General features: G+C 64.8%; 21 protein-coding genes. 11 read left to right on the forward strand and 10 right to left on the reverse strand.

The features are described 5' to 3' along the window. Window positions 1-67: 67 nt before the first annotated feature. Window positions 68-781, reverse strand: a complete 714-nt coding sequence (locus AC0L2O_RS05745; RefSeq protein ID WP_473369016.1) for a hypothetical protein — start codon at window positions 779-781, stop codon at window positions 68-70. Between the two features lie 275 nt (window positions 782-1,056). Between AC0L2O_RS05745 and AC0L2O_RS05750 the strand changes: the two genes are divergently transcribed. Further along, window positions 1,057-1,980, forward strand: a complete 924-nt coding sequence (locus tag AC0L2O_RS05750) for an ABC transporter ATP-binding protein (protein ID WP_369721753.1) — start codon at window positions 1,057-1,059, stop codon at window positions 1,978-1,980. Further along, complete coding sequence (locus AC0L2O_RS05755; RefSeq protein ID WP_369721752.1) at window positions 1,977-2,738, forward strand: ABC transporter permease; 762 nt, start codon at window positions 1,977-1,979, stop codon at window positions 2,736-2,738. The genes AC0L2O_RS05750 and AC0L2O_RS05755 overlap by 4 nt, the downstream gene beginning before the upstream one ends. A gap of 60 nt (window positions 2,739-2,798) precedes the next feature. On the opposite strand, the gene AC0L2O_RS05760 is transcribed toward AC0L2O_RS05755, so the two are convergent. Further along, on the reverse strand, window positions 2,799-3,122 hold the full coding sequence (locus AC0L2O_RS05760; protein WP_409192329.1) for a hypothetical protein: 324 nt from the start codon (window positions 3,120-3,122) through the stop codon (window positions 2,799-2,801). A gap of 317 nt (window positions 3,123-3,439) precedes the next feature. Between AC0L2O_RS05760 and AC0L2O_RS05765 the strand changes: the two genes are divergently transcribed. The 3 genes from AC0L2O_RS05765 to AC0L2O_RS05775 all read left to right on the forward strand — a co-directional run bounded on the left by AC0L2O_RS05765 (window position 3,440) and on the right by AC0L2O_RS05775 (window position 6,443). Continuing rightward, window positions 3,440-4,225: a L,D-transpeptidase gene (locus tag AC0L2O_RS05765; protein WP_369721750.1), complete on the forward strand. Its 786-nt coding sequence runs from the start codon at window positions 3,440-3,442 to the stop codon at window positions 4,223-4,225. A gap of 237 nt (window positions 4,226-4,462) precedes the next feature. Then, the gene (locus AC0L2O_RS05770) at window positions 4,463-4,717 is read left to right on the forward strand and encodes an acyl carrier protein (protein WP_369721749.1); all 255 of its coding nucleotides are present in this window, start codon (window positions 4,463-4,465) and stop codon (window positions 4,715-4,717) included. Between the two features lie 25 nt (window positions 4,718-4,742). Continuing rightward, the gene (locus AC0L2O_RS05775) at window positions 4,743-6,443 is read left to right on the forward strand and encodes a fatty acyl-AMP ligase (RefSeq protein WP_473369017.1); all 1,701 of its coding nucleotides are present in this window, start codon (window positions 4,743-4,745) and stop codon (window positions 6,441-6,443) included. 12 nt (window positions 6,444-6,455) lie between these two features. On the opposite strand, the gene AC0L2O_RS05780 is transcribed toward AC0L2O_RS05775, so the two are convergent. The 3 genes from AC0L2O_RS05780 to AC0L2O_RS05790 are packed head-to-tail and all read right to left on the reverse strand — an operon-like array spanning window position 6,456 to window position 9,826. Continuing rightward, window positions 6,456-7,466, reverse strand: coding sequence for a hypothetical protein (locus AC0L2O_RS05780; RefSeq protein ID WP_473369018.1), 1,011 nt, complete (start codon window positions 7,464-7,466; stop codon window positions 6,456-6,458). Next, on the reverse strand, window positions 7,441-8,823 hold the full coding sequence (locus AC0L2O_RS05785) for an MBOAT family O-acyltransferase (protein WP_473369019.1): 1,383 nt from the start codon (window positions 8,821-8,823) through the stop codon (window positions 7,441-7,443). The genes AC0L2O_RS05780 and AC0L2O_RS05785 overlap by 26 nt, the downstream gene beginning before the upstream one ends. Before the next feature lie 43 nt (window positions 8,824-8,866). Further along, window positions 8,867-9,826: an acyl-CoA desaturase gene (locus AC0L2O_RS05790; RefSeq protein WP_473369020.1), complete on the reverse strand. Its 960-nt coding sequence runs from the start codon at window positions 9,824-9,826 to the stop codon at window positions 8,867-8,869. Window positions 9,827-9,983: 157 nt separating this feature from the next. Between AC0L2O_RS05790 and AC0L2O_RS05795 the strand changes: the two genes are divergently transcribed. After that, entirely contained in the window at window positions 9,984-10,979 is a 996-nt protein-coding gene (locus AC0L2O_RS05795; protein WP_473369021.1) for a glycerophosphodiester phosphodiesterase, read from the forward strand. A 113-nt stretch (window positions 10,980-11,092) separates the two neighbouring features. Here AC0L2O_RS05795 and AC0L2O_RS05800 read toward each other — a convergent pair whose 3' ends face one another. Then, window positions 11,093-13,375: a fused MFS/spermidine synthase gene (locus AC0L2O_RS05800; RefSeq protein ID WP_473369022.1), complete on the reverse strand. Its 2,283-nt coding sequence runs from the start codon at window positions 13,373-13,375 to the stop codon at window positions 11,093-11,095. A gap of 253 nt (window positions 13,376-13,628) precedes the next feature. Here AC0L2O_RS05800 and AC0L2O_RS05805 point away from each other — a divergent pair, with 253 nt between their 5' ends. Continuing rightward, window positions 13,629-15,239: a phytoene desaturase family protein gene (locus tag AC0L2O_RS05805; protein ID WP_473369023.1), complete on the forward strand. Its 1,611-nt coding sequence runs from the start codon at window positions 13,629-13,631 to the stop codon at window positions 15,237-15,239. 310 nt (window positions 15,240-15,549) lie between these two features. Here AC0L2O_RS05805 and AC0L2O_RS05810 read toward each other — a convergent pair whose 3' ends face one another. After that, complete coding sequence (locus AC0L2O_RS05810; protein ID WP_369726663.1) at window positions 15,550-15,705, reverse strand: Flp family type IVb pilin; 156 nt, start codon at window positions 15,703-15,705, stop codon at window positions 15,550-15,552. Window positions 15,706-15,866: 161 nt separating this feature from the next. On the opposite strand from AC0L2O_RS05810, the gene AC0L2O_RS05815 reads away from it, so the two are divergent. From AC0L2O_RS05815 to AC0L2O_RS05830, 4 genes are all read left to right on the forward strand, one after another. Continuing rightward, window positions 15,867-16,844 carry a 50S ribosomal protein L11 methyltransferase gene (locus AC0L2O_RS05815; RefSeq protein WP_473369024.1) on the forward strand — a complete coding sequence of 326 codons (978 nt, stop codon included), beginning with the start codon at window positions 15,867-15,869 and terminating at the stop codon, window positions 16,842-16,844. Window positions 16,845-16,898: 54 nt separating this feature from the next. After that, window positions 16,899-17,108, forward strand: a complete 210-nt coding sequence (locus AC0L2O_RS05820; protein WP_473369270.1) for a hypothetical protein — start codon at window positions 16,899-16,901, stop codon at window positions 17,106-17,108. A 163-nt stretch (window positions 17,109-17,271) separates the two neighbouring features. Continuing rightward, the gene (locus tag AC0L2O_RS05825) at window positions 17,272-19,101 is read left to right on the forward strand and encodes an aminopeptidase P family protein (RefSeq protein ID WP_473369025.1); all 1,830 of its coding nucleotides are present in this window, start codon (window positions 17,272-17,274) and stop codon (window positions 19,099-19,101) included. A 316-nt stretch (window positions 19,102-19,417) separates the two neighbouring features. Next, complete coding sequence (locus tag AC0L2O_RS05830; protein ID WP_473369026.1) at window positions 19,418-20,692, forward strand: multidrug effflux MFS transporter; 1,275 nt, start codon at window positions 19,418-19,420, stop codon at window positions 20,690-20,692. A 53-nt stretch (window positions 20,693-20,745) separates the two neighbouring features. Here AC0L2O_RS05830 and ligA read toward each other — a convergent pair whose 3' ends face one another. The 3 genes from ligA to AC0L2O_RS05845 are packed head-to-tail and all read right to left on the reverse strand — an operon-like array spanning window position 20,746 to window position 25,504. Beyond that, a complete protein-coding gene (ligA, locus tag AC0L2O_RS05835) occupies window positions 20,746-22,899 on the reverse strand; it encodes an NAD-dependent DNA ligase LigA (protein WP_473369027.1) in 2,154 nt (717 codons plus the stop codon). A 7-nt stretch (window positions 22,900-22,906) separates the two neighbouring features. Then, window positions 22,907-24,580, reverse strand: coding sequence for a DNA repair protein RecN (recN, locus tag AC0L2O_RS05840; protein WP_473369028.1), 1,674 nt, complete (start codon window positions 24,578-24,580; stop codon window positions 22,907-22,909). 24 nt (window positions 24,581-24,604) lie between these two features. Next, window positions 24,605-25,504: an outer membrane protein assembly factor BamD gene (locus tag AC0L2O_RS05845; protein WP_473369029.1), complete on the reverse strand. Its 900-nt coding sequence runs from the start codon at window positions 25,502-25,504 to the stop codon at window positions 24,605-24,607. Window positions 25,505-25,660: the final 156 nt, after the last annotated feature.

Below are 25,660 nucleotides of genomic sequence, written 5' to 3' on the forward strand. Positions count from 1 at the left end.
CGCTAGCGCATTGGATTACGCGCTGCGGCCCAAATCGATCTTTCCGCTTCGAAGTGAGCGCCCGGCCTCAGTTGTGCGCCGGCGCAATGGCCGCCGCGGCTCGTGCAGGCCTTGGCGCGCCGGGCTCGGCAACCGGTGCCGGCGCGCGCGACCGCGCGATCGCGGCGTCGATCTCGGCGATCACGCGGCGCTGGATCGCCTCGTTCTTGTCGATCGTGATGTGGCCGACGCCGGAGCCGCGGACATCGACATTGTCGAGCTTGCCGCGAAAGCCGTTGGCTGCACGCACAGGCTCGCCGGGACCGTCGCCGATATAGATGTTGATGTAGCGCTCGGCGCCGGTGGTGAGCTTGGTCTTGAACACGGAGTCGAGGCCGATCGCGAGCTTCACGGGCACGCCGAGACGGTTGAGCTTGGCGATCATGTCGGGCAGCGCGGTCGCACCCGAGGAGTGCCCAACCAGCACGATGGTCTTGAGCCGGCCGGCCTTGTAGTTCGTTGCGGCCTCATCGGCGAGCGAGGACCAGGAGACGAAGTTGGCAACCGTCACCGGGATGCCCTGCGCCTCGAGCCTCGAGCCGATGGTGTCGAGCCCGAGCGAGAAGATGTTGAGCACGCCACGGAGCAGGTAGACATGCGTGGTGGCGGCTGCCTGGCTGGGCGCCGCCTTGGCAGCGGTCGGGCTCATGGCGATAGCTGACAGCAGGAGCAGGCAGATCGCCCACATGCGGATGGTGAACAACTGGCTGATGCCGGCTGTGTGACGGCCGTTCGGTCTCATCGATCTTTTCCCTGGGGACACTTCGCAATTGGCCGGAATCGTAGCCATGGCCCGCTCGCAGACGCAACAAAGAGCCGCGTGAGCGACGATCTTAGCCGCAACCCGTGACCATCGCGCAACACTTGCCTGAAACGTGCCCTTGAAGGGCCTGTTTTGAGACCATTTTTCTCTCGCCAATTGCGACCGGGCAAAGCCCTTCCTATTTCAGGGCTCCGCTGGTCTGCGCCGACACGGCGCGGGTTCCAGCGCCTCCCTCCCCCCACCTCACGGCCATCATGTCCTCCGTCATCTCCGTCGCCAATCTGTCGAAAACCTATGGGTCCGGCTTCAAGGCGCTCAAAAACGTCAATCTCGAGATCAAGCACGGCGAGATCTTCGCGCTGCTCGGTCCCAACGGCGCCGGCAAGACCACGCTGATCTCGATTATCTGCGGCATTGCCAATCCGAGCGAAGGCAAGGTTTTGGTCGGCGGCGAGAACATCCAGACCTCCTACCGCAAGGCGCGCTCGCTGATCGGGCTCGTGCCGCAGGAACTGCACACCGACGCCTTCGAAAGCGTGTGGGCGACCGTGAGCTTTTCCCGCGGCCTGTTCGGCAAGCCTAAGAACCCGGCCCATATCGAGAAGGTGCTGAAGGACCTGTCGCTCTGGGACAAGAAGGACAACAAGATCATCACGCTCTCCGGCGGGATGAAGCGCCGCGTGATGATCGCGAAAGCATTGTCGCACGAACCGCAGATCCTGTTCCTGGACGAGCCGACCGCCGGTGTCGACGTCGAGCTGCGCAAGGGCATGTGGGAAGTCGTGCGCACGCTGCAGCAATCCGGCGTGACCATCATTCTCACCACGCACTACATCGAGGAAGCCGAGGAGATGGCCGACCGCATCGGCGTCATCAACAAGGGCGAGCTCGTTCTGGTCGAGGACAAGGCGACCTTGATGCAGAAGCTCGGCAAGAAGCGGCTGACGCTGCATTTGCAAACCAGGCTCAGCGCGCTGCCGGACAGCCTCGCCCAGTACCAGCTCGACCTCTGCGACAGCGGCGCGACGCTGGTCTACGACTACGACACCAAGGGCGAGCGCACCGGCATCACCAGCCTGCTCAGCGATCTCCGCGATGCCGGCGTCCGCTTCAACGATCTCGACACGACGCAATCGTCGCTCGAGGACATCTTCGTCGATCTCGTGAGGACGTCATGAACCACCGCGCTGTCCTCGCCATCTACCTGTTCGAAATGGCACGCACCTGGCGCACGTTGCTGCAAAGCATCGTCTCGCCGGTGGTTTCGACCTCGCTCTATTTCGTGGTGTTCGGCGCCGCGATCGGCTCGCGCATCAGCCAGGTCGAAGGCGTCAGCTACGGCACCTTCATCGTGCCGGGCCTGATCATGCTTTCTGTACTGACCCAGAGCATCGCCAACGCGTCGTTCGGCATCTACTTCCCGAAATTCGTCGGCACGATCTACGAGATCCTGTCGGCGCCGATCTCCTATTTCGAGATCGTGCTCGGCTATGTCGGCGCGGCCGCGACCAAGTCGATCATCCTCGGCCTGATCATCCTCGCAACCGCCGGTCTGTTCGTGCCGCTGCACATCCAGCATCCGATCTGGATGCTGGTCTTCCTGGTCCTGACTGCGGTGACCTTCAGCCTGTTCGGCTTCGTCATCGGCATCTGGGCCGACGGCTTCGAGAAGCTCCAGATGATCCCGATGCTGGTGGTGACGCCGCTGACCTTCCTCGGCGGCAGCTTCTATTCCGTCGACATGCTGCCGCCGGCCTGGCGCACCGTGGCGCTGCTCAACCCGGTCGTCTATCTGATTTCGGGCTTCCGCTGGAGCTTTTACGAAATCGCCGACGTCAGCATTTTCGTCAGCTTCGGCATGACGCTGGCGTTCCTCGCGATCTGCCTGGGCGTGATCTGGTGGATTTTCCGGACAGGATACCGGCTGAAGAATTGACCGAGGCTCGTCATCCCCGGGGGCGCCTTGCGGGCTCCCCGGAATGACGGCGGTGAAAGCTCACCTGTAGCAGCGGAAGTGGTGATAGCCGTCATAGTAACCGCGGCAATGGCGACGGCCGTGATAGGGAATGCCCAGGATGCCGTCGACGGCACCCACAGCGCCACCGACACCGGCGCCGACGACGCCTCCGACCGCGCCGCCCACCGGGCCGGCAATCCGGTTACCCTCGTAGGAGCCCTCCCGGGCACCGCGCACGATGCCCTGGGCATGGCCGGGATACGGCAGCGATACCAGCGCGAGCAGGACGGCTGCACCTGCGAAAACCAGGCGGACAGGCAAACGCGCCGGCAGATGCGCGGCGGCGATACGGGCTTTGTTCATGTTCGATCCCAGGGGTGAGCAGGCGGCGGAAGCCGCCTGTCGAGGCAAGCCATGTTCAACGCCTGGAGCGGCCAAATGGTTGCGCCTTTGTGACGAATTGTCGGCGTTGTGAACGCACAGCCCGCTCGCGAAAATGTCAGCACCGCCGCAGGCGACGCGGCACAAAGCGGCCTTGCTTACGCCCGGCATCACGTTAACGATGGCGGGAACGTTAGCTTGGCAGGCCGCTGGAACGAAAGCCGGATTGCAGGCATAATGCACGCCGGGGGACGGAGAGCCGCGGCGCTTGCGAGAACAGGCCGGAGGCCAGACGTCAGATGCGTTCCTTTTTCATTGCTTTCACCTCCTTGATGTTTTTGAGCGCGGGCACCGCGCAGGCCAAAGTCGACATCACCATCGACAAGGACAATCAGCAGATGACCGTCGCTGTCGACGGCGTCACGCGCTACCACTGGCCGGTGTCGACCGGCATCCCCTCGCGCGAGACGCCGAACGGGTCATTCCGCGCCTTCCGCATGGAAGAAGATCACTACTCCAAGGAATTCGACGACGCACCGATGCCGCATTCGATCTTCTTCACCAAGATCGGGCACGCCATCCACGGCACCGACTCGGTCGGCCGTCTGGGTACGCCGGCCTCGCATGGCTGCGTGCGGCTGTCGCGCCAGAATGCCAGCACGCTTTATGCGCTGGTGCAGGAGCAGGGCGTGCTCAATACCACGGTGACGTTGACCGGCTCGGCACAGGTGGCGCTGGCCCGCAACCCGCGCGGGCGCGCCAACAATGCAGTGGCCCGCGCCCAGCAGCCCGCCGACGAGCAGCAATATGCAACGACCGGCGATCCCGTGAATCTGACGCCGCCGGCACAGCCTGCCCGCCGCTACATGCCGCAGGATGACAACTACATCTATCCGGCCGACGGCAGCGACACCGGCGCACGCTACCCGGCGCCGCGCATGACCAGCCGCGCCTACGGCGCGCAGGTCTACCAGCAGCAGCCGCAGCAATCTTACGACCAGGGCTACGGCCAGCAGGGCTATTACTATCAGCAGCAACAGCCCCGGCCGTATTATCAGCCGCGCGGCTATTACTACCAGAACTGACACTATCTGAACGCCGCGTCGCCGCGGCCAAATCCCTCCAGCATGCCGCGCCATCAGCCCTGCGGCACCGCGCTGGCGCGCTGGTGTCGACGGCAAGGCCTGCAGCCTGTTCATCAATTGAGCAGCCGGCGACGCAGGAAAGCAACAGTCCCCAACCTTTGGCGCCGCGGGGTTTCGGCTAAATTGACAAGCTCGGGGTCGCCCGTATTGTCTTTCCCATTGTTTCTGGGAGATCACATGACTCGCGAGCAGATTTCGGATTTCTGCGTTAGTGCGCTAGCCAATCTCCTGCGAATTTCGACGGACCGGGTCGATACCTGCACAAAGTTCAACCGTCTCGGCCTCGATTCGGCGATGCTCGTCTACCTCATGATGGAACTTGAGGAGAAGCTCGAGCTCGAACTGTCGACGGACGACTTTTACGACCACCCCACGGTCGAGGCGCTGTCGCGATTTCTGGCGGACAAGCGCGCTATCCGCTCCGCCGCCTGAGAGCGGCTGAGCCGGCGCAACCCGGATGCAAACCCCTCGCTCGCTGGTGGCGCTGCTGGCCCGCCGTGCGGCGGACCAGGGCAACGATCGCGCCTATGTCTTCGTCTCCGATCGCGGGACGGAGGAAGCGGTCCTCACCTTCCGCCAATTACATGACGCCTCACGCGCGCTCGCGTCGCGCCTGACAATGGTCGCGCAGCCGGGCGAGCGCGCCATCCTGGTGTTTCCGCCCGGCATCGAATTCATGGCGGCATTCTTCGGCTGCCTGATGGCTGGCATTATCGCCGTGCCCATGATGATGCCGCGGCGAAACAGCGCCCGTGACGCCAGCGCCGCCATCCTCGCCAATTGCGAACCGGCGATTGCGCTGACCACCTCGGCCTTCGCGCTGCGCGGCGATTTGCAAACGCGCTTCGCGCAGGCGAACATCCGGTGGATCGAAGTCGATAGTGCCGCGGAGGCCAGCGCAACGGTCGACCTGCCCGAGCCGGCACCGGACGACATCGCCCTTCTGCAATACACGTCAGGCTCCACATCCGAGCCCAAAGGCGTGATGGTAAGCCACGCCAATCTGCTCGCCAATCTCGAGATGATCCGGCTTGCGCTCGGCAACAGCAGGCAATCGACATACGTCAATTGGGTACCGCTCTATCACGACATGGGGCTGATCCTGAACGCGCTGCAGGCGCTCTATGTCGGCGCGCCTTGCGTTTTGATGGCGCCGAACGCTTTCATGCAGCGGCCGCTCGGCTGGCTGCGCGCGATCTCGCATTATCGCGCGGAAGTGGCGTGCAGCCCCAATTTCGGTTTCGACCTCTGCGTCAGCCGCTATCGCGCCGATCAGATGCGGGGCATTGACCTGTCCTCGCTCAAAGTTGCACTCAACGGCGCCGAGCCGATTCATGCGGAAACCATTGAGCGGTTCATCGCGACCTTCGCGCCGCACGGCTTCGATCCGCGCGCGATGTATCCCGCTTACGGCATGGCGGAGGCGACCCTTCTGATCTCGGGCGGGACGCGTGGGGGCAGCCATCTCACACGCAGCGTGGGCCGCGCAGTGCTCCAGGCGCATGTGACGGAGGCGCCGACCGATCCCGACGATGCGCAGATCGTGGTGGGCTGCGGGCGCGCGCTTGCCGGCGAGCGGATCGCGATCGTCGAACCGGAAAGCCGCACGCGGCTGCCAGCCGACCACGTCGGCGAGATCTGGGTCAGCGGCGCCAACATCGCTCGCGCCTATTGGCGCAACGAGGCCGCGACGCGCGAGGGCCTCGGTGCCGAGATCGCGCGCGAGACCGGGCGCTGGCTGCGCACCGGAGATCTCGGCTTCCTCGGCGCCACCGGCGATCTGTTCGTCACCGGTCGGATCAAGGACCTCATTATCATCCGCGGCATCAACCACTATCCGCAGGACATCGAGCGCACCGTGCAGTCGCTCGACGATGGCTTGCGCGAAAACTGCGGCGCGGCATTCTCGGTTTCGGACGAGAGCGGCGAGGAAGCGCTCGTCATCGTCCAGGAGGTCGAGCGCACCGCCCGCCACAGCATCGATCCGGCCGAGATCAGGGGCCGGATCCGCGAAGCGATCGCCGACAGCCATGAGCTCTCCGCACGCCACATCGCGCTGATCCGTCCCGGCGCGCTGCCCAAAACCACCAGTGGCAAGATCCAGCGGAAGCTGGCGCGCAAGCTCTGGCTTGACGGCAGTTTCGAGGAGATCGTCTGATCCGGCGACGGCTCAGAAATCGGTCCTCGCCTTCTCACCGTCACGCAGGCTCGCGACAACGCCCTGCTCGATCGCGCCGGCCAGCTTCGAGCGGTAGTGGATGAAATCGGCAAAATTGCCGCGATCGCGGGTCAGCTCATTCTCGACGCGATAGCTGACGAAATTGCTGCGCGGCCGCCCCACTACGATCGTCCTCAATGCCGCGTCGCAGGCGGCACGCTCCAGCGCCAGATCCGTGCCGGGTTTTGGCACGGTGGCCGCAAAGGTGGGCGGGACAACGATCACGATCGGCACATTCGCCGGCAACTTTCCGACGATCTCCGCTAGCGCGGCAATCTCGGGAAACCTCACCCGCATCTCCGGGGACGCAGCCGGGACGGGATCCCTGGGCCATCCGACCTCCCTGAATTGGCCGGGTGGCCAGATGTCCTCGTAGCTGACGAAACCATCCGGGTTCATCCGTTTCCGCCAGCCAAGCCCGATGCTGAGCCGCTGAAACGCCTGCTCGATCGCCTGCCAGGACATCAGCCGCGCTGCATAGGTGACGAGGCTCTTGTCGTAGAGCCAATAAGGGAACGGAACGCCCTCGTCCTTTGGCCGCGTATGCACGCACCAGCCCGGATCGGCTGCGATCACCAGCGCGCCGACTTGCTCATGGTGCCGCAGGAAGAAGTCGAGCACGGCGAGTTGCTCGCGTGGAATCGCGCCGGTCATATAGAGCTGCACGAAGCGCAAGCCTGTAGCCCGCGATAGCGTGGCCGGGTCGATCATCTGCGCGGTTGAATTGCCGAGGATAGCGGCGTTGAAATCCGGGTCTCGCGCGCGGCTCGCAGCCGTGATTTGCGTGAGGCGGTTGTCGACGCCGTTGATACCGAGCAGGCCGAGCTTGCCGCTGTCATAGGGATCGACCAGCACCATCAGCGCGAGCACGAGCGACGCAGCGCTGATCAGCGTGCCGAAGCACGCCAGCAGGCTCCGGCCCCAGCCCGGGTCGGTCTCAGAACTTGAAGTAGACGAACTCATGGAGATCCCGACCACCCATCTGGAGCAGCAATGCGAACAGGACAATGCCGAGCAGGCCCGCGAGCCACGGTTTCGGACGACGCGTGAACACGGCCACGATGTCCTGACTGGCCGGCAACAGCAAGGCAAGCAGCGGCGCTGCGATCAGCGGCCACAGATGCTGTCCGCGCCCGAGCGGCGGCGGCTGGAGAAGCCCCGCGAAGACATGCCAGGCGGCCTCGACCGATCCTGCGCGAAAAATTACGCCCGTTGCGAGCACAAACAGCACGGTGAGCGCCCAGCCCAGCCATGACGGAAAATCAGGTCCGTAGCGGCGCCACAATGCGCAGGCGACCAGCGCCACGCCGTGCAGCACGCCCCACAGCACAAAGGTCCAGCTCGCGCCGTGCCACAAGCCGCAAAGGGCCATCGTCGTCAGCATCGCGCCGAAGAACTGGACCGGCAGCCAGCGGCGCGGCAGCAGGCGCAGATTGATCAGTGGATAGAAGACGTAATCGCGCAGGAACTGCATCAGCGTGATGTGCCAGCGCTGCCAGAAATCCTGGATGCTGGTCGAGCGCAACGGCGCATTGAAATTGTAGGGCAGCTGCACGCCGAACAACAGCCCAAGGCCGATCGCGATGTCGGAATAGCCGGAGAAGTCGAACAGGATCTGGAAGGAGAAGCAGAAGGCGAGCCAGGCATCGCCGTTTCCGAGCGGCTCGCTCGCAGCCTGGATGTAGATCGGGTCGAGCAGATGCGCGATGCTATCGGCGATCACGACCTTCTCGAACAGGCCGAGCGCGATGAAGCAGGTCGCGACACAGAACTGCCGCTGCCAGCCCGGCACGTAGACCGGCTTGCCGAACTGATGCATCACCTCGGACCAGCGCGCCAGCGGCCCGGCAATCGCCTGCGGGAAGAAGCTGATGTAGAGCGCGTAGCGGTCGAGCGGATAGAGCGGCGCCTTGCCGCGCTTCAGGTCGACCAGATACATGATGTGGTGGAAGGTGAAGAACGAGATGCCGAGCGGCAGCCCGATATCGAGCGTCGGCAGCCTCGTGCCCAGCACGACGCCGACATTGGCGAGCACGAAGTTGGCGTATTTGAACAGCGCCAGCACGCCGATATCGACCAAGATCACGAGCGTGAGAAGCGCCGGCCATTTCATGCGGCCATAGGCGATCGATGCGAGCCAGTTGATTGCGATCGAGGCGATCAGCAGCAGGATGAAAAACGGGCTGCCCCAGGCATAGAAGGCCAACGACAGCGCGACCTGCACACCGATGCGCAATCCCGGATAGGGATCCGCCAGGCGGTAGATCAGCAATGCCGCCGGCAGGAAGACCAGGAGAAAGGGGTAGTCGTTGAACAGCATCGGTTCAAGGCCGCATCATCGCCGGCAACGCCGGCGATGATGCTCAGCCCGTTTCCAGGTCGGGCGCAGCGTCGCCCGGCTGCCGCAGCGTGCGCCGGGCGATCTTGTCCTCGCTCGGCACCTTGACGTCCCAGGCGAGCCCAAGCGCCTCCAGCGCGCGGATGAAGATGAAGCCGGCATCGAACTCGAACCAGCGCAGACCGAAAGCGGCGGAATATGGAAAGGCGTGATGGTTATTGTGCCAACCCTCCCCCCAGGCGAGCCAGGCCATCACGCCGAGATTGCGGCTGTTGTCGTCGCGCGTAACGAAGGGCTGCGCGCCGAATGTGTGCATGACGGAGTTGATGGCCGACATGGTCTGCTCGACCACGAACATGCGCACCACGCCGCCCCAGAGCAGCCCGCTCAGCGCACCCCATGCGCTCATTGTGGCAAGCCCGCCGATCGCGGCCGGCAGCAGCAGCCCGAGCGCGACCCAGCCATAGTAATAGCTGTTGACGGCGACCAGCATGCGGTTCGCCATCAGGTCAGGCACGTAATGCGCGACGTTGGGATAGTCGTGCTCGATCATCCAGGTCAGGTGCGCATGCAGGAAGCCACGCAAGCGGCCGAGCACGCCGTCGCCGTGCAGAAGCGGCGAATGCAGATCGCCTTCGTGATCGGACAGTTCGTGATGGCGCCGGTGCATCGCCGCCCAGGACAGCATCGGGCCGCGGCCGGCCATCGATCCCATGATGATCAGGATCGCGCTCATCGCAGTCGAGGTGGCAAAGGCGCGGTGGGTGAACAGGCGGTGATAGCCGACGGTGAGGCCGAGGCCGGTGATCAGCCAAAAGCCAAAGAACAGGCTGAGCTCCGTCGCGCCGATCGGTCGGTAGAACAACAGGCCCGCAGCGACCAGGGTGCCGACGAACGGCAGCACGTCGAAGACGATGAAATGCCGCCGCTGCATCTTGCGAAAATGCCGGCTGCGGATGATGCGGTGGTCGCGTTTCAGCTGCACTGTCGGGATTCCAAGGCCGCTATGAGTACATAGCCGCCGGACGAGCGCAATCCAAGCCGCGGGCGAAGCTTTCAACAGCCGCAAAAGCCTGTAGAATGGGCCGTCGATGCCAAAATGCGTTTAATTCCAACCTTTTTCGCTTGCCCTGCGAGACACCATGCCATCACCTGCTGCGATCATCTTGACCGTGCTGTTATCTCTCATTGCAGGACGCGCCGTGGCTCTTGATTCGACTTTCGATCTCGAGGCGCATCGCGGCGGGCGGGCGCTGCTGCCGGAAAACACCCTGCCGGCTTTCGCCAACGCGCTCTCGATGGGCGTGGACACGCTGGAGCTCGACGTCGGCGTAACCGCCGACGGCGAAGTCGTCGTGTCGCATGAGCGCGGGCTCAATCCGGATTTGGCGCGGGATGCGAACGGCGCCTATGTCGCCGCACCCGGCACGCCCTTCGTGAAACTGCGGTTTGCCGATGTCAGGACCTACGACGTCGGCCAGCTCCGGCCCGACAGCGCCTATGCAAAGCAATTCCCCGACCAGCGCACCATCCCGGGCACGCGCATTCCCACCTTGCGCGAGGTGTTTGCGCTGGTGCGAAAGTCCGGCAACACGCGGGTGCGGTTCAACATCGAGACCAAGATCGATCCGGACCATCCGGATGAATCTCTCGACCCGCAGGCCTTCGTCGCAAAGCTGCTCGGGCTGATCGGGGCCGAGAACTTTTCCGATCGCGTCATGATCCAGTCGTTCGACTGGCGAACGCTGCGTCTCGTCCAGCAGCAGGCACCGACGATTCCGACCGTGTACCTGACGCTGCAGCGCGGCCCGGCGCCCACCATCGCGCTCGACAAGCCGAGCAACTGGACGGCGGGCTTCAGCCCCGCCGATCACGGCGGCTCGCTGCCGCGGACGATCAAGGCCGCAGGCGGTGCGATCTGGTCACCCTATTTCGGCGATGTGACCGCGGCGCTCGTTTCGGAGGCCCATGCGCTCGGGCTGCGCGTCGTGGTCTGGACCGTCAACAAGCCTGAGGACATGGCGCGGATGATCGAGACCGGCGTGGACGGCATCATCTCGGACAGGCCGGACCTGTTGCGCCAGGTCGCCGGCGAAAAGGGCCTCGCCTTGCCGGCAGGGACGCCGGTCGAACCGTAACGTTCGTCCGCCTTGTAGCCCGGATGGAGCGTAGCGAAATCCGGCAACGGCGCCCGCCACCTGCGAGCGGCCCCGGATTACGCTGCGCTCCATCCGGGCTACAAACTACGGCGTTACTGCTCGCCGTACCGCAAGCGCCGGTACAGCGCGCCGAGAATGTTGGAATAGTCGTCGGTCCAGACCCGCACCTTCTCGTCCGCCTCGGTCTCCTCCCACTGCTTGGAGGATGCGAGCCTGCCGACATCCTCCGCCTCGCGCGCGGAGATAACGACGTCGGTCGAGAAGATGTAGTCGGCATCGCGGCCGGAATCCTCGTCGTAGACCCAGCTCTTGAGATCGTTGGCATCGGCGATGCCGACCACGACGGGCTCGAGATCGAGATGCCGGTTGGAGACGTGCATCACCACGGCGCCGTGCGGGGCGAGCTTGTCCTTGTAGATCGCCATCGCCTCTTCGGTCGCAAGATGGATCGGGATCGCATCCGACGAATAGGCATCGACGATGATGAGGTCGTAGGCGCCGTCGGGCTCCCTCGCGAAGGTGAGGCGTGCGTCCCCGATCACCGGCTTCAGGTCCGGCAGGCAGCTCGAGATGTAACGGAAATTCTTCGGGTCACGCGCGGCATCGACCATGGACTGGTCGATCTCGAAGAATTTCCAGCTGTCGCCGGGCTCCGCGGCGCAGGCGAGCGTGCCCGATCCGACGCCGATGGCTGCGACTTTCAGCGGCGCGCCCTTGCGCTCGCGGATCGCGGTGATGGCCTGACCGATGCCGCCGTCCCTATGATAGTAGGTGATCGGCTCGGGCCGGCCGGTAACCGGTGTGCCGTCATTGTTGCGGAAGCGCTCGGCGCCGTGAATGGTGGTGCCGTGCATCAGCACATGGAAGTAGCCGCCCGGCGTCACCACGATTTTGTGCACGCCGAAGAAGCTGCGCACCGTTGTGACGCGACCCTCGTCCGCCGGATAAATCCGGATCAGTGCCAGAGCCAAAGCGACGGTGGCAAAGATCTTCCAGCGGCCGACGTTGACCGCGATCGCGAGAAGCGCTGCCAGCACGCCGACGGCGCCGGCGATCCCGACGCGGTGATCCTCGAACCAGGCCGGCAGAGCGCCCGTGGTGTAGGACGGCACCACCAGCGCGACCGCGACCACGGCGAGCACCAGCCAGTACCATTTGGCGATGCCGGCAAAACGCTCGTTGACCGAAGGCCGGCACAGCGCGGCGAGCGCCACCAGGATCGGATATTCGGCGATCCATGAGAAGGTGAAGGGCGCCACCAGGCCCGCAAACAGCCCGCCGATCATGCCGCCGAACGACAGCGCGACATAGAAGCCGGTGAGATATTTCGAGGGCGGCCGTGTCCGCGCCAATTCGCCGTGGCAGGCCATGGCGATGACGAAGAAGCACAATTGATGGCCGCCGAGCGTGAGCAGCAAATTCTGCTCACCGCCGAAGGCGAGCAGGAAGATGACGCCCGCGATCGCGACCGGCTGCAGCATCAGCATCCATTTGTGCGGCAACAGCGGCCGCGACTGGAACACGACAACCCAGGTCAACAGGTACAGCGACAGCGGCAGCACCCATAATAGCGGCGCCGCCGCGACGTCGGTGGAGATGTGCGCGGTCACTGCGATCAGCAGGCCGGACGGCACAGCGGCTAAGAATATCCAGCGCAGCCGCGTCACGACCCCGGGCGCCGGCGCATTCGCCTGCTCGGTTTGCGCATCAACCACAGCCAGCTTCGGCGAGCGCAACAGCAGCACAGCGCAGGCCGCGATCAGGACGATCAGGAGGCCGTAGCCGCCGGTCCAGAGCCGGTTCTGCGTGTGCAGGGTGAAGACCGGCTCGAGCAGGAAAGGATAGGACAACAGCGCGAGGAAGCTGCCGATATTCGAGGAGGCGTAGAGGAAATACGGATCGCGCCCGTCAGGATGCCCGGTGCGAACGAACCAGGCTTGCAGCAGCGGATTGTTGGCGGCCAGCGCGAAGAACGGCAGACCGATCGACATCACGAACAGGCCGAGCAGCCAGAACGCGTAGCCGGACGACGGCGGCTCGCCATAGGCGCCGGCGATGCCGAGCGGCAGCGTGACGAAGGCTGCGACCAGCAGCGCGAGATGAACCACGACGGGAACGACGCGGTTCTTGATCTGCATCAGGAGATGCGCGTAGGCATAGCCGGCCAGCAGCAGCGACTGGAAGAACACCATCGCCACCGACCACACCGCGGGCGAGCCGCCGAGCCGCGGCAGCACCATTTTCGTGAACAGCGGCTGCACCGAGAACAGCAGCAGCGCGCTGACGAAGATCGCGGCCGTGTAGACCGTCAACAGCAGCCGGTTGCGCGACGAGGACGGTTGCTCCGTGGCGGCGGGCTGCGCGATCGAATCCATGGGAGCTCCGGCGGATAAACCCGGCGGGCGCCGGACGCGCGCAATGGAGCACACGGCGCCTGAACGGGCAATAAATGGTCTCGTGATGGTGTCGAGAGCAATGCTTGATATAAGACGGTCGTTCCGGGGCGATGCGACGGGACCGCGAAGCGCGGCCCGGAGCATCGAACCCGGAACCCCGAGATTCTCAGGTGCGCAATTGCGCACCATCGTTCGCGCTTCGCACGCCCAGGAATGACACCGCCAGGGAATCATGACCGAAACCGACGTCGTCATCATTGGCGCTGGCCATAACGGCCTCACCTGTGCGTGCTATCTTGCCGCGGCGGGGCTGCGCGTGCACATCGTCGAGCGCCGCAAGGTGGTCGGCGGGGCGGCCGTGACGGAGGAGTTTCATCCGGGCTTCCGCAATTCGGTCGCGGCCTACACCGTGAGCCTGCTCAATCCGCAGGTGATCCGCGACTTGAAGCTCGCGGAGCAGGGCCTGCGAATCGTCGAGCGGCGCGCGCAGAATTTCTTGCCCGCGCCCGACGGCAGCTATCTCCTCACCGGCGAGGGGCGGACCAAAGCCTCCGTCGCGCGGCTCAGCGCGCATGACGCCGATGCCCTCGACGGGTTCTCCCGCGAACTGGAAGACATCGCCGATGTGCTGCGGCAGTTCGTGCTGCGTGCACCACCGAACCTGCTCGCCGGTTTTGGCATGAGTGCAATCCGTGAGGCCGTGAACGCGCTGCAAAGCGCCAACATCCTGCGCGGTCTGACGCTGGAGCAGAGCCGCAGCCTGCTCGATCTCTTCACCCGCTCGGCCGGCGAGATGCTGGACGAGCGGTTCGAGCACGATCTCGTCAAGGCGCTGTTCGGCTTCGACGCCATCGTCGGCAATTACGCGAGCCCCTACGCCGCCGGCTCGGCCTATGTGATGCTGCACCACGCCTTCGGCGAGGTGAACGGCAAGAAGGGCGTCTGGGGTCACGCCATCGGCGGCATGGGCGCGATCACGCGGGCGATGGCCCGCACCGCGCGCGACCGCGGCGTCATGATCGACACCGATACCGGTGTGCGCGAGGTGATCGTCGAGCGCGACCGCGCCATGGGCGTGGTGCTGGACAACGGCGAGACCATCCGCGCAAAATATGTCGCGTCCAACGTCAATCCAAAGCTGCTCTACACCCGGCTGGTCGCGGCCGACGCCCTGCCCGGCGATTTCCTCACCCGCATCCGCCACTGGAAGAACGGCTCCGGCACCTTCCGCATGAATGTGGCTTTGGACCGCCTGCCCTCGTTCGCGGCGCTGCCGGGCGACGGCGATCACCTCACCTCCGGCATCATCCTGGCGCCGAGCCTCGGCTACATGGACCGCGCCTATCTCGATGCGCGGGCGCAGGGCTGGAGCCGTCAGCCGATCGTCGAGATGCTGATCCCCTCGACGCTCGACGACACGCTTGCGCCGGCAGGACAACACGTCGCGAGCCTGTTCTGCCAGCACGTCGCGCCCGAACTGCCCGACGGAAAATCGTGGGACGACCATCGCGAGGAGGTCGCCGATCTCATGATCGCGACGGTGGACAGCTACGCGCCGGGTTTTGGGACAAGCGTACTCGGCCGCCAGATCCTGTCACCGCTTGACCTCGAACGGCAGTTCGGCCTGCTCGGTGGCGACATTTTTCACGGAGCGCTGAGCTTGAACCAGCTGTTCTCGGCCCGGCCGATGCTGGGTCACGCCGACTACCGAGGCCCCCTGAAGGGCCTCTACCATTGCGGCTCCGGTGCCCATCCCGGCGGCGGCGTCACCGGTGCCCCCGGTCACAACGCGGCACAGGCGATCTTGAGGGATCACCGCAGCCTGTTCGCAAGCCGTGGATAGGCCTGTGGATGGGCTGTGGACAGGCCTGTTGAGAGGCCTGTGGTGAAGCGGTGAAAACCTGGCCCGGTCCGCGCAGTACAAGCCCGGAGCAAGCTGGGGAGAAGCCGCGGGACAAGCGGGGTATAAGGCCGTGGATGGGATGGGGAGAATGAGCGAACAGCCTGTGGATGGTGGTCTATCCCTTTCGAATATGCGGCGGTGACGCCCCCCAAAACGATTTCGCCCGCCAAGGGGGCAATCCCCCAGCGGGCGCTCGTCACGAAAGCCGTCTATGAAGAAAGTAGCTCCGCTGGGAAATCGGAGGCAGAAATTACTTCAAGGAGCTGCTAATCGAACCGAACTTGTCGTTCAGGCTGGTACCGAGGCCGTTGACCACGGTGATGATCGCCAGCGCGATACCGGCCGCGATCAGGCCGTATTCGATCGCGGTGGCGCCCGACTCGTCCGACCAGAACTTCGAAACCATGCACTTCAAGACTCGCCTCCATATCTATTTCAAGCTGTGTTGGCTTGTTGCCACATCCGTAAACGTACGGAATACAACCTGCGGGCAAGTTAATCTCTGAGCGCAATTTTACGCGAAAGTTGGAGCAAAAGTTCCAAAAATTGAACTGGACGGAACTCCGAATGCAGCCTTTGCCCACCCATCGCGCCAGCTTCTCGATCGGTAACGAGGCCGCCGCCAAGCGCGTCGTCGACGTGCTCACGGAGATCTTTCTCGACGGCGATGCCGCGGTCGCCGCATTCGAGCGGCCCGATGGAGAATGGGACGTCACGCTGCATTTCGCGGCGGCGCCGGATCAGCAATTGCTGCGCGAACTCCTTGCAACTTCTGCAGGAACTGAGATCGCTGCGACGCTTGTCTTCGACACGATCGAAGCCAAGGACTGGGTCAAGGCCAGCCTGGAAGATCTCGTCCCGGTGCCGGCCGGGCGCTTCGTCGTGCACGGCAGCCATGACCGCGACCGCGTGGCGCCGAACAAGCTCGCCATCGAGATCGAGGCGGCGCTCGCCTTCGGCACCGGACATCACGGCACCACGCGTGGCTGTTTACTGCTGCTTGACCATGTCTTGAAACACGCGCGCCCGACGCGCGTGCTCGACCTCGGCACCGGGACCGGCGTGCTCGGGATTGCGGCGGCGAAGGCCCTGCATCGCGCGGTGCTGGCCTCGGACATCGACCCGCCCTCCGTGCGCGTGGCGGCGGAGAACGCCGCCCTGAATGAAGTCGGCAATCATGTGCGGGTGATCCGCGCCACCGGCTTCGCCGCGCCGGATTTCGCCCGATGCGGACCGTTCGACCTGGTGCTGGCCAACATCCTTGCCAATCCGTTAAGGCAGTTGGCGGGCCCGATGACACGGCATCTCGCGCCGGGTGCGCGCGTCATTCTCTCCGGCCTGTTGACGCACCAGGCCCCCGCGGTGATCGCCGCCTATCGCGCCCGCGGTCTCGTGCCGCTGCGGCACCTGCGGATCGAGGGGTGGAGCAGTCTGTTGCTCAGGAAGGTGGATGAACGAAGCGCTGCAGGATGGGTAAAGCGACTTGTCCGCCGTAGCTCGAAGAGCGAAGGCGGAAGCGTGCCCACCATCGAGATCGCGATCTGAGAGAAGGTGGTGGGCACGGCGCGTTGCGCCTTTGCCCACCCTACGGCATCCCCAATGCCGCGCTACTTCACGGGCTTGTCGTCAGTGCGCGCCGATGCGCGCAAGGCGCGGCGAGCGCGGCGCTCGGCGAAACGATCGATCATCTGGCTGATCAAACCCCGCGCCTTCTTCTTCGGTGTCGTTCCGGCCGGAGCGCGGCGCGCCGGCGGCGAAATCTTCTCAAACGTGAACGCAGGCATCGTGTATCCCCTCGCCGTTGAGTAGAAACACTTGCTCGAATTTCCCTGTTGTCCGGACGAAGCTCGAAGGCTGCAACCCTTTACTCCACTCGACTCAAGCGGAACTTTTTCAAGCACAGTCCGTGCCAGATGCGGCCTCAAATGCGTCTACATTGCGGACCGATCCCCATGATCCTAAAGTGATCCACATGTTCGAAGCGCACTTCCAGACTTTTGAGGAGCCAGAGGCCGGCGTCGCACTGACCGCCCGGCTCTCCGCGCTCCGCGAAGAACTCGCCCGCCGCAAGCTGACCGGCTTCGTCGTTCCGCGCGCCGATCAGCAGCAGAATGAATACGTGCCCCCGTCCGAAGAGCGGCTGGCCTGGCTGACCGGCTTTACCGGATCGGCGGGACTTGCCGTCGTTCTGGCCCAGAAGGCCGCGGTCTTCGTCGATGGCCGCTATACGATCCAGGCGGCGAAGCAGGTCGACGCAAAAGCCTGGGGGATCGAGTCCCTGATCGATCCGCCGCCGGAGAGCTGGGTGTCGGCGCACTTGAAGGCCGGCGACCGCCTAGGATTTGATCCGTGGCTGCACACTTTTGCGGCAGCCGAGCGCTTGTCCGCCGCCTGCGCCAAAGTGGGCGCCGAGCTGGTCGCGGTCGACAGCAATCCGGTTGACGCGATCTGGCAGGACCGGCCGCAGCCGCCGCTGGCGCCGGTTGCGATCCACGGCCTGCAATATGCCGGCGTCGCCGAGGCCGAGAAGGTCGCGCAGATCCAAAGCGAAGTCGGCAAGCTCGGCGCAGACGCGCTGGTCCTCTCCGACAGTCACGCGGTCGCCTGGACCTTCAACATCCGCGGCGCCGACGTCGCCCATACGCCGCTGCCGCTGTCCTACGCGCTGGTGCCGAAGGTCGGCCGGCCGACCGTCTTCATCGACCACCGCAAGCTCTCCAACCTCTCGCGCGATCATCTCGAGCAGTCCGCCGACGTGCGCGACCCGGACGCGCTGACGCCGACGCTGATGGCTCTGGCCAAGAGCGGGGCCGCGATTGCGCTCGACAATGCCACGGCGGCCGACGCGCTCAGCCGGTTGATTTCGGGGGCCGGCGGCAAGCCGCTGCGTGGCAGCGATCCGATTGCGCTGCTGAAGGCGGTCAAGAACACGACCGAGATCGCCGGCACGCGGACCGCGCATCGGCGCGACGCCGTGGCACTGGCGCGTTTCCTCGCCTTCATCGACCGCGAGGCGCCAAGCGGCAAGCTGACCGAGATCGACGCGGTGGAGGCGCTGGAGACGTTCCGCCGCGACACCGGCGCGCTGAAGGACGTCTCGTTCCCGACCATATCCGGCACCGGCCCGAATGGTGCCATCGTGCACTACCGCGTCACCCGCAAGAGCAACCGGCGGATCACGCCCGGCGACCTGCTGCTGATCGATTCCGGTGCGCAGTATGAAGACGGCACCACCGACGTCACCCGCACCATGGCCGTGGGCGAGCCGACCGGCGAGATGCGCGACCGCTTCACCCGCGTGCTGCGCGGCCATATCGCGATCGCGCGCGCGGTGTTTCCTGACGGCGCGACGGGCGCGCAGCTCGACACGCTGGCGCGGCAATATCTCTGGGCCGCCGGCGTCGACTTCGAGCACGGCACCGGTCACGGCGTCGGCAGCTATCTCAGCGTGCACGAAGGGCCGGCGCGGATCTCGAAACTCGGGACCACGCCGCTGAAGCGCGGCATGATCCTCTCCAACGAGCCCGGCTATTACAAGACCGACAGCTTCGGTATCCGCATCGAGAATCTCGAGCTGGTGATCGCCGCCGAGATCAAGGGCGCCGAGAAATCGATGAACGCGTTCGAGACGCTGACGCTGGCGCCGATCGACCGGCGGCTGATCGACGTGGCGATGCTGGGCAAGGACGAGCTCGCCTGGCTCAATGCCTACCATGCGCGCGTTCGCGCCGAGGTGGGCCCGGCGCTCGACGAGGCGACCAAGAGCTGGCTCGACCAGGCGACGGCGGAGCTGAAGGCCTAGCGCGCATACCGCTACGCGATTTGTGCAAGGCTACTTCTCCACCACGGCTGTTCATGCCCCGCGCAGGCGGGGCATCCAGTACCCCGCGGCCTCTCGATTCAATCACTGCTGCTCTGGAATACTGGATTCCCCGCCTTCGCGGGGAATGACACCGATCGTGCGGCACGTACGTCGCGCCGCAATCCGGAGCGCTCGGCTCGCCTCGGCCTTCGCCATAGCCATCCCAAAATCCGTATAGCCGCATTCCGAAACGCCGATTTCCGTCGTGCGCGAGGACGCTACAGTCCGATTCCATCTATTTGCGAGACCGACACGCATGCACGGCATCGTCAGCAAGCCGGGACCGGCAACGGCAAACCTCGCGACCTCGCGGCTGGTGTTGCTGTTGCTGGTCGTCATGACCGGGGTCGCGCCGATCTCGCTCTACATGCTGGTTCCGGCGCTGCCGGTGCTGGCGACAAGTTTCGGCAGCGACATCTCGATCGCGCAGATGACGGTGTCGCTCTATATGGTCGGGATCGCGCTGTCGCAGCTCATCATGGGGCCGCTGTCGGACAAGTTCGGACGGCGCCCGGTGCTGCTCGGAGGGCTGGCGCTGATGGTGGCGGCGAGCATCGCCTGCATCTTCGCGCAAAGTCTGCCGCAGCTGATCGTGGCGCGCTTCTTCCAGGCGCTGGGCGGCGCGGCCGGGATGGTCGTGAGCCGTGCCATCATCCGCGACATCTACGAGCGCGATCGCGTCGCCTCCATGATCAGCCTCGTGATCGCGGCGCTGATGATCGGGCAGATGGTCTCGCCGCTCACCGGCGGTCTGATCGAGACCGCCTTCGGCTGGCGCGCCATCTTCTACGCCATCACGATCGGCGCAATCGCGGTCGCCGTCGGCATCGCGGTCGCGCTGCCGGAGACGCGCCGCACCCGTGCCGCCGGCAGCGGCTTCCGCGGCGATTTCGGCATGCTGATGCGAAACCGCGCCTTCGTCGGCTATGTGATGTGCCAGGTGCTGGCCTCGCAAATCATCTTCACCTTCGCCGGCGGCGGTCCCTACATCGTGGTGACGCAGATGGGCCGGACCAGCGCTGAATACGGCGCATGGTTCGCGACCACCGGCTTCGCCTACCTCGTCGGCAATCTCCTTTGCGTGCGCTTTGCGCCGCGGCACGCGCTGGAGAGACTGATCTGGTTCGGACTGTCACTCCAGCTCTGCGGCAGCGTTCTGAATCTGCTCTGGAGTTTTGCGGGGTGGAACGAGGCCCCCGCCTGGTTGTTCGGCACGCAGATGATCGTGATGGCCGGCAATGCTTTCGTGATGGCGAACTCGGCCGCCGGCGCGATCAGCATCCGCCCCGAGGCCGCCGGCACCGCGTCCGGCGCGATGGGCTTCCTGCAACAGGGCATTGGCGCGCTGATGTCGCAATTCGGCGCCTATCTCGGCGGCCACTCCGCCACGACGCTGCCACTGACCTCCGCCGTGCTGGCAATCTCGCTGCTCTGCGCCTGCACGATGATCTTCATCGTGCCCCGCCGCGAGATGGTGGTAAGCGAGACGCTGATCGAGCAGGCGGAAGAGGAAGAGAGCGGGATGATGTGAGGGGGGACGCCGCTTTCTTCCTTCTCCCCTTGTGGGAGAAAGAAAGAATCCTCTCATTCCCCGATCAGCGTCAGCCACTCGTCCTCGGTCAACACCTTGACCCCGTGCTTGTTGGCGTCCGCAAGCTTCGAGCCCGCGCCGGGGCCGGCGACCACGAGATCGGTCTTCTTCGACACCGAGCCCGACACTTTTGCGCCGAGCCGCTCCGCGGTGGCCTTGGCTTCGTCGCGCGTCATCTTCTCCAGCGAGCCCGTGAACACCACCGTCTTGCCGGCGACGGCCGAGTTGCTCTTCGGCTTCTCGGCGTCGACGATCTCGACTTCCCTGGTCAGCCGCTCGACGATGCCGCGATTGTGGCTCTCGCCGAAATAATCCGCGATGCTCTTGATCACGGTCTCTCCGATCTGGTCGAGCGCGTCCATCTCGGCGATCGCCTCCTCGTCGCCCTTGGCGACCTTGAGACTGGCATCGTGGAAAGCGTCCCAGGAACCGTAGCCCCGCGCCAGCGCCAACCCCGTGGTCTCACCGACATGGCGCATGCCGAGCGCGTAGATGAAGCGCTCCAGCGCGATTCTGCGCCGGCTCTCGATGGCGGCGAAGAGATTGCGCACGGAGGTTTCGCCGTAGCCTTCGATGTCCTCGAGCTTTAGTTTTGAGTTGCGCTTCTCCAGCGTGAATATGTCGGCGGGCTCCTTCACAAAACCTTGGTCGAAGAAATACTGCAGCTGCTTCTCGCCGAGGCCGTCGATGTCGAAGGCGCGTCGCGATACGAACAGCTTGAGGTGCTCGATCTTCTGATAGGGGCAGGCGAACTCACCGGTGCAACGGGCACGCGAGCCCTCTTCGCCGGTCGCCGTTTCCTCGCGCGTGACGTCGGTGTGTAGCGGGCAGGGGCATTTCTTGGGAAAGTGGAACTCCTTGGTGCTCGGCGGCCGCTTGTCGATGACGACGTCGACGACCTGGGGGATGACGTCGCCGGCGCGCTGGATCACCACGGTGTCGCCGATCCGGATGTCGCGGCCCTCGCGCAGCACCTCGCCCTTGTTGCCGATGCCCTTGATGTAGTCCTCGTTGTGCAGCGTGACGTTCTGCACGATCACGCCGCCGACACCGACCGGCTCCAGCTTGCCGACTGGGGTGAACGAGCCGGTGCGGCCGACCTGGATCTCGATGTCGCGCAGCACCGTCATGGCCTGCTCGGCCGGGAATTTGTGCGCGATGCCCCAGCGTGGCGTGCGTGAGACGAAGCCCAGTCGCTCCTGCCAGTCGATGCGGTCGACCTTGTAGACCACGCCATCGATGTCGTAGTCGAGCTCGGCGCGCTGCTGCTCGATCGCGTGATGGAAGGCGAGCAGTTCCTCGACCGAATGGCACAATTTGGTCAGCGGATTGGTCTTAAAGCCGCAGCGCTCGAACCAGTGGATCATGCCGGTCTGTGTACCCTCGGGCATCACGCTCATTTCGCCCCAGGCATACGCAAAGAAGCCAAGCGGACGCGACGCAGTGATGGTCGGATCCTTCTGCCGGAGCGAGCCTGCAGCAGAATTGCGAGGATTTGCGAACACAGTGTCGCCCGCCGCCTTCTGCCGCTCGTTGAGCGCAAGAAAGGCCTGCTTGGTCATGTAGACCTCGCCGCGCACTTCGCAGACGTCGGGGACGTTGCGCCCCTTCAGCTTCTGCGGAACGTCCTCGAGCGTGCGGATGTTGGCGGTGACGTCCTCGCCCACCGCGCCGTCGCCGCGCGTCGCCGCAGTGACGAGTTCGCCACCTTCATAGCGCAGCGACATCGAGAGGCCGTCGATCTTCGGTTCGGCGGAGAAGTCGACCTTGTCATCGGCAAGCTTCAGGAACCGCACGATGCGGCCGACGAAGTCGCGCACGTCCTCTTCCGCAAAGGCGTTGTCGAGCGACAGCATGGGAACGGCATGCCGCACCTTCTTGAACCGTCCGGACGGCGCAGCGCCGACCTTCTGCGAGGGCGAGTCCGCGCTGACGAATTCCGGAAAGCGCTGCTCGATCGCGTTGAAGCGCTGGCGCAGCGCGTCATATTCGGCGTCGCTGACCGAAGGCGCGTCGTCCTGATAGTAGCGCTTGTCGTGGCCCTCGAGTTCGAGCGCGAGCCGCATGTGCTCGACCTTGGCCTGCGCCTTGGTGAAGCCGGCGACGTCGGGAAGCGGCCGTGCCTTGGATTTTGCTGCTCTTGCCATGGTGAAATCAAGCCGTCGCCGCCTTGAGCAGCCGGTCCGCGGCCGCCCTCGCCTCGGCCGTGATCTCCGCCCCTGCCAGCATTCGCGCGATCTCCTCGCGGCGGTGGTCGGCGGCGAGCGCATTGACGCGGGTGGCGACGCGCTTGCCCTTGTCCAGCGCATCCTTGGAAATGAGGAGATGCTGGTCGGCGCGGGCGGCGACCTGCGGGGCGTGGGTCACGGCCATCACCTGCACCTTGCCGGCAAGCCGCGCGAGCCGCGCGCCGATGGCGTCCGCGACCGCGCCACCGACGCCGGTGTCGATTTCGTCGAACACCAGGGTTGGCGCCGAGCCGCGGTCGGACAGCACGACCTTCAGCGCCAGCAGGAAACGCGACAGCTCGCCGCCGGAGGCGACCTTCATCAGCGGACCCGGTTTGGTGCCGGGGTTGGTCTGCACCCAGAACTCGACGCGGTCGAACCCTTGAGGCCCCGGCGAACTCTCGTCCGTCTCGACCTGGGTCATGAATTTCGCGCGTTCGAGCTTGAGCGGGGCAAGCTCGGCATTGACGGCCTTGTTGAGCTTCTCGGCGGACCTTTGCCGCGCGAGCGACAATTTCTTGGCGGCGGCGGCATAGCGCGCATCGGCCTCGATCGCGGCCTGCTCCAGCTTCTTCAGGCGCGAGGCCCCGGCATCGATCAGCACGACATCGGCGGCGTATTTGGCGGCGAGCGCGGCGAGCCCGTCGACCGGCGTCGAATATTTGCGCGAGGCGGCGCGCAACGCGAACAACCGCTCCTCGATGCGCTCGAGCTCGCCCGGATCGAAATCGGTCGCAGCCAAGGCGGCCTGGAGATGCTGATCGGCCTCCTCCAGCGCGTTGATCGCGATATCGATCGCCTTCACCGCGGGCTCGACCAGCGCGGGCGAATTGACGCCGCGGCGTTCCAGCCGGCGCACTGCGGCCGCGAGTGCCGCGACCGGCGAATTGTGCCCGCCGACGACCTCCTGCGCCTCGCGCAGGTCGGAGGCGATCTTCTCGCCCTGCATCATGGTGGTGCGGCGGGAGGCGAGCGAGGTCTCCTCACCGTCCCTGGGCGCGAGCTGCTTTAGCTCGTCGGAAGCGTGGCGCAAATAATCGGCCTCACGCGCGGCGCGCTCCATGCCGGCGCGATGCTCTTCCAGCGTAGTATTCGCGGTGCGGCGCGCGTCCCACAGCGATTCGACGATCGCGACGTCCTTCTCCAGTCCGGAAAATGCGTCCAGCAGGCGGCGGTGGGTGGCGGCATCGACCAGCGCGCGTTCGTCGTGCTGGCCATGGATCTCGACCAGTGCCGCGCCGACCGCCTTCAGCGTCTGCACGCTGATCGACTGGTCGTTGATGAAGGCGCGGGTGCGGCCATCGGCGAGCTGGACCCGGCGCAGGATCATCTCGCCATTATCCTCCAGGCCGTTCTCGGCCAGAATTTTGGTCGCGGGGTGATTCTTGGGGACATCGAATACGGCAGTGACCTGCCCCTGCTCCAAGCCGTGACGGACGAGGCCGGCATCGCCGCGACCGCCGAGCGCCAGCGCAAAGGCATCGAGCAGGATGGATTTGCCCGCCCCGGTCTCGCCGGTCAAAACCGCAAGGCCGGAGGCGAATTCGATATCGAGCCGTTCGATCAGGACGATGTCACGGATCGACAGACGCGCCAGCATGGGAATTCAGTTCCTGGCCGAGACCTACAGACCGATTTTCTTGAAGGTCCGGCTCATCCAGGACCCCTGATTCTCGCTCGGTTCGAGACCGCCGGATTTTACAAGATTATAGGCGTCCTTGTACCAGCGGCTGTCAGGAAAATTGTGGCCGAGCACGGCGGCCGCGGTCTGCGCCTCGCCGACGATGCCGATCGCCATATAGGCCTCGGTGAGCCGGAACAGCGCCTCCTCGACATGACGCGTGGTCTGATACTGGGTCACCACCGCCTTGTAGCGGTTGATCGCGGCCGTGTAGTCGCGCTTCTGCATGTAATAGCGGCCGACATTCATTTCCTTGCCCGCGAGCTGGTCGCGGGCGCCTTCGATCTTGGCCTTGGCGGAGACTGCATATTCCGAGTTCGGATATTTGCGGTTCACCTCTTCCAGCGCGGCGATCGCCTTCTCGGTCCGGCCCTGGTCGCGGCTGATGTCCGGGATCTGGTCGTAATGCGAGGCGGCGATCAGGTACTGCGCGTAGGCCGCATCCGGGCTGCCGGGATGCAGGGTGACATAGCGGGTGGCCGCACCGATGCAGCTATCATAGTCGCCGCCCTGATACGACGCATAGGCCGACATCAGCAGCGATTTGCGCGCCCATTCGGAATAAGGATGCTGGCGGTCGACCTCTTCGAACTTCTTGGTCGCCGCTTTCATGTCCTTCTTTTCGTTCATGAGGTACAGGCCCTCATTGTAGATCTTGTCGGCGGGCTCCTCGACGAAAGTGTCGTCCTTGGCGGTGAACTTGTCCCAGAGCGCGCCGGTGCCGCAGCCGCCAAGCGGCAGCGCGAGCAAGAAGAAGGTCGCAGCCTGGATCAGCGCACGGGCGCTGATCGAAGCCGTTGGCCAACCCGAGAGATATCCACGCGTCATACGCTGTGCCGACATGAATTTAAGACCTGCGCCCTGTGATGCGGTGCCCGCCGGCCCATGACCCCGTCGTGAGCGCGAGCATAACCGTGGTGCCTGCCATGCGACCACGTCGATGTAACCGAAAAACGATCGTTAACCAATGGGATAGGCAGCCATTCCGCCCGGATTAAG

This window comes from Bradyrhizobium sp. Kon10, assembly GCF_055807395.1.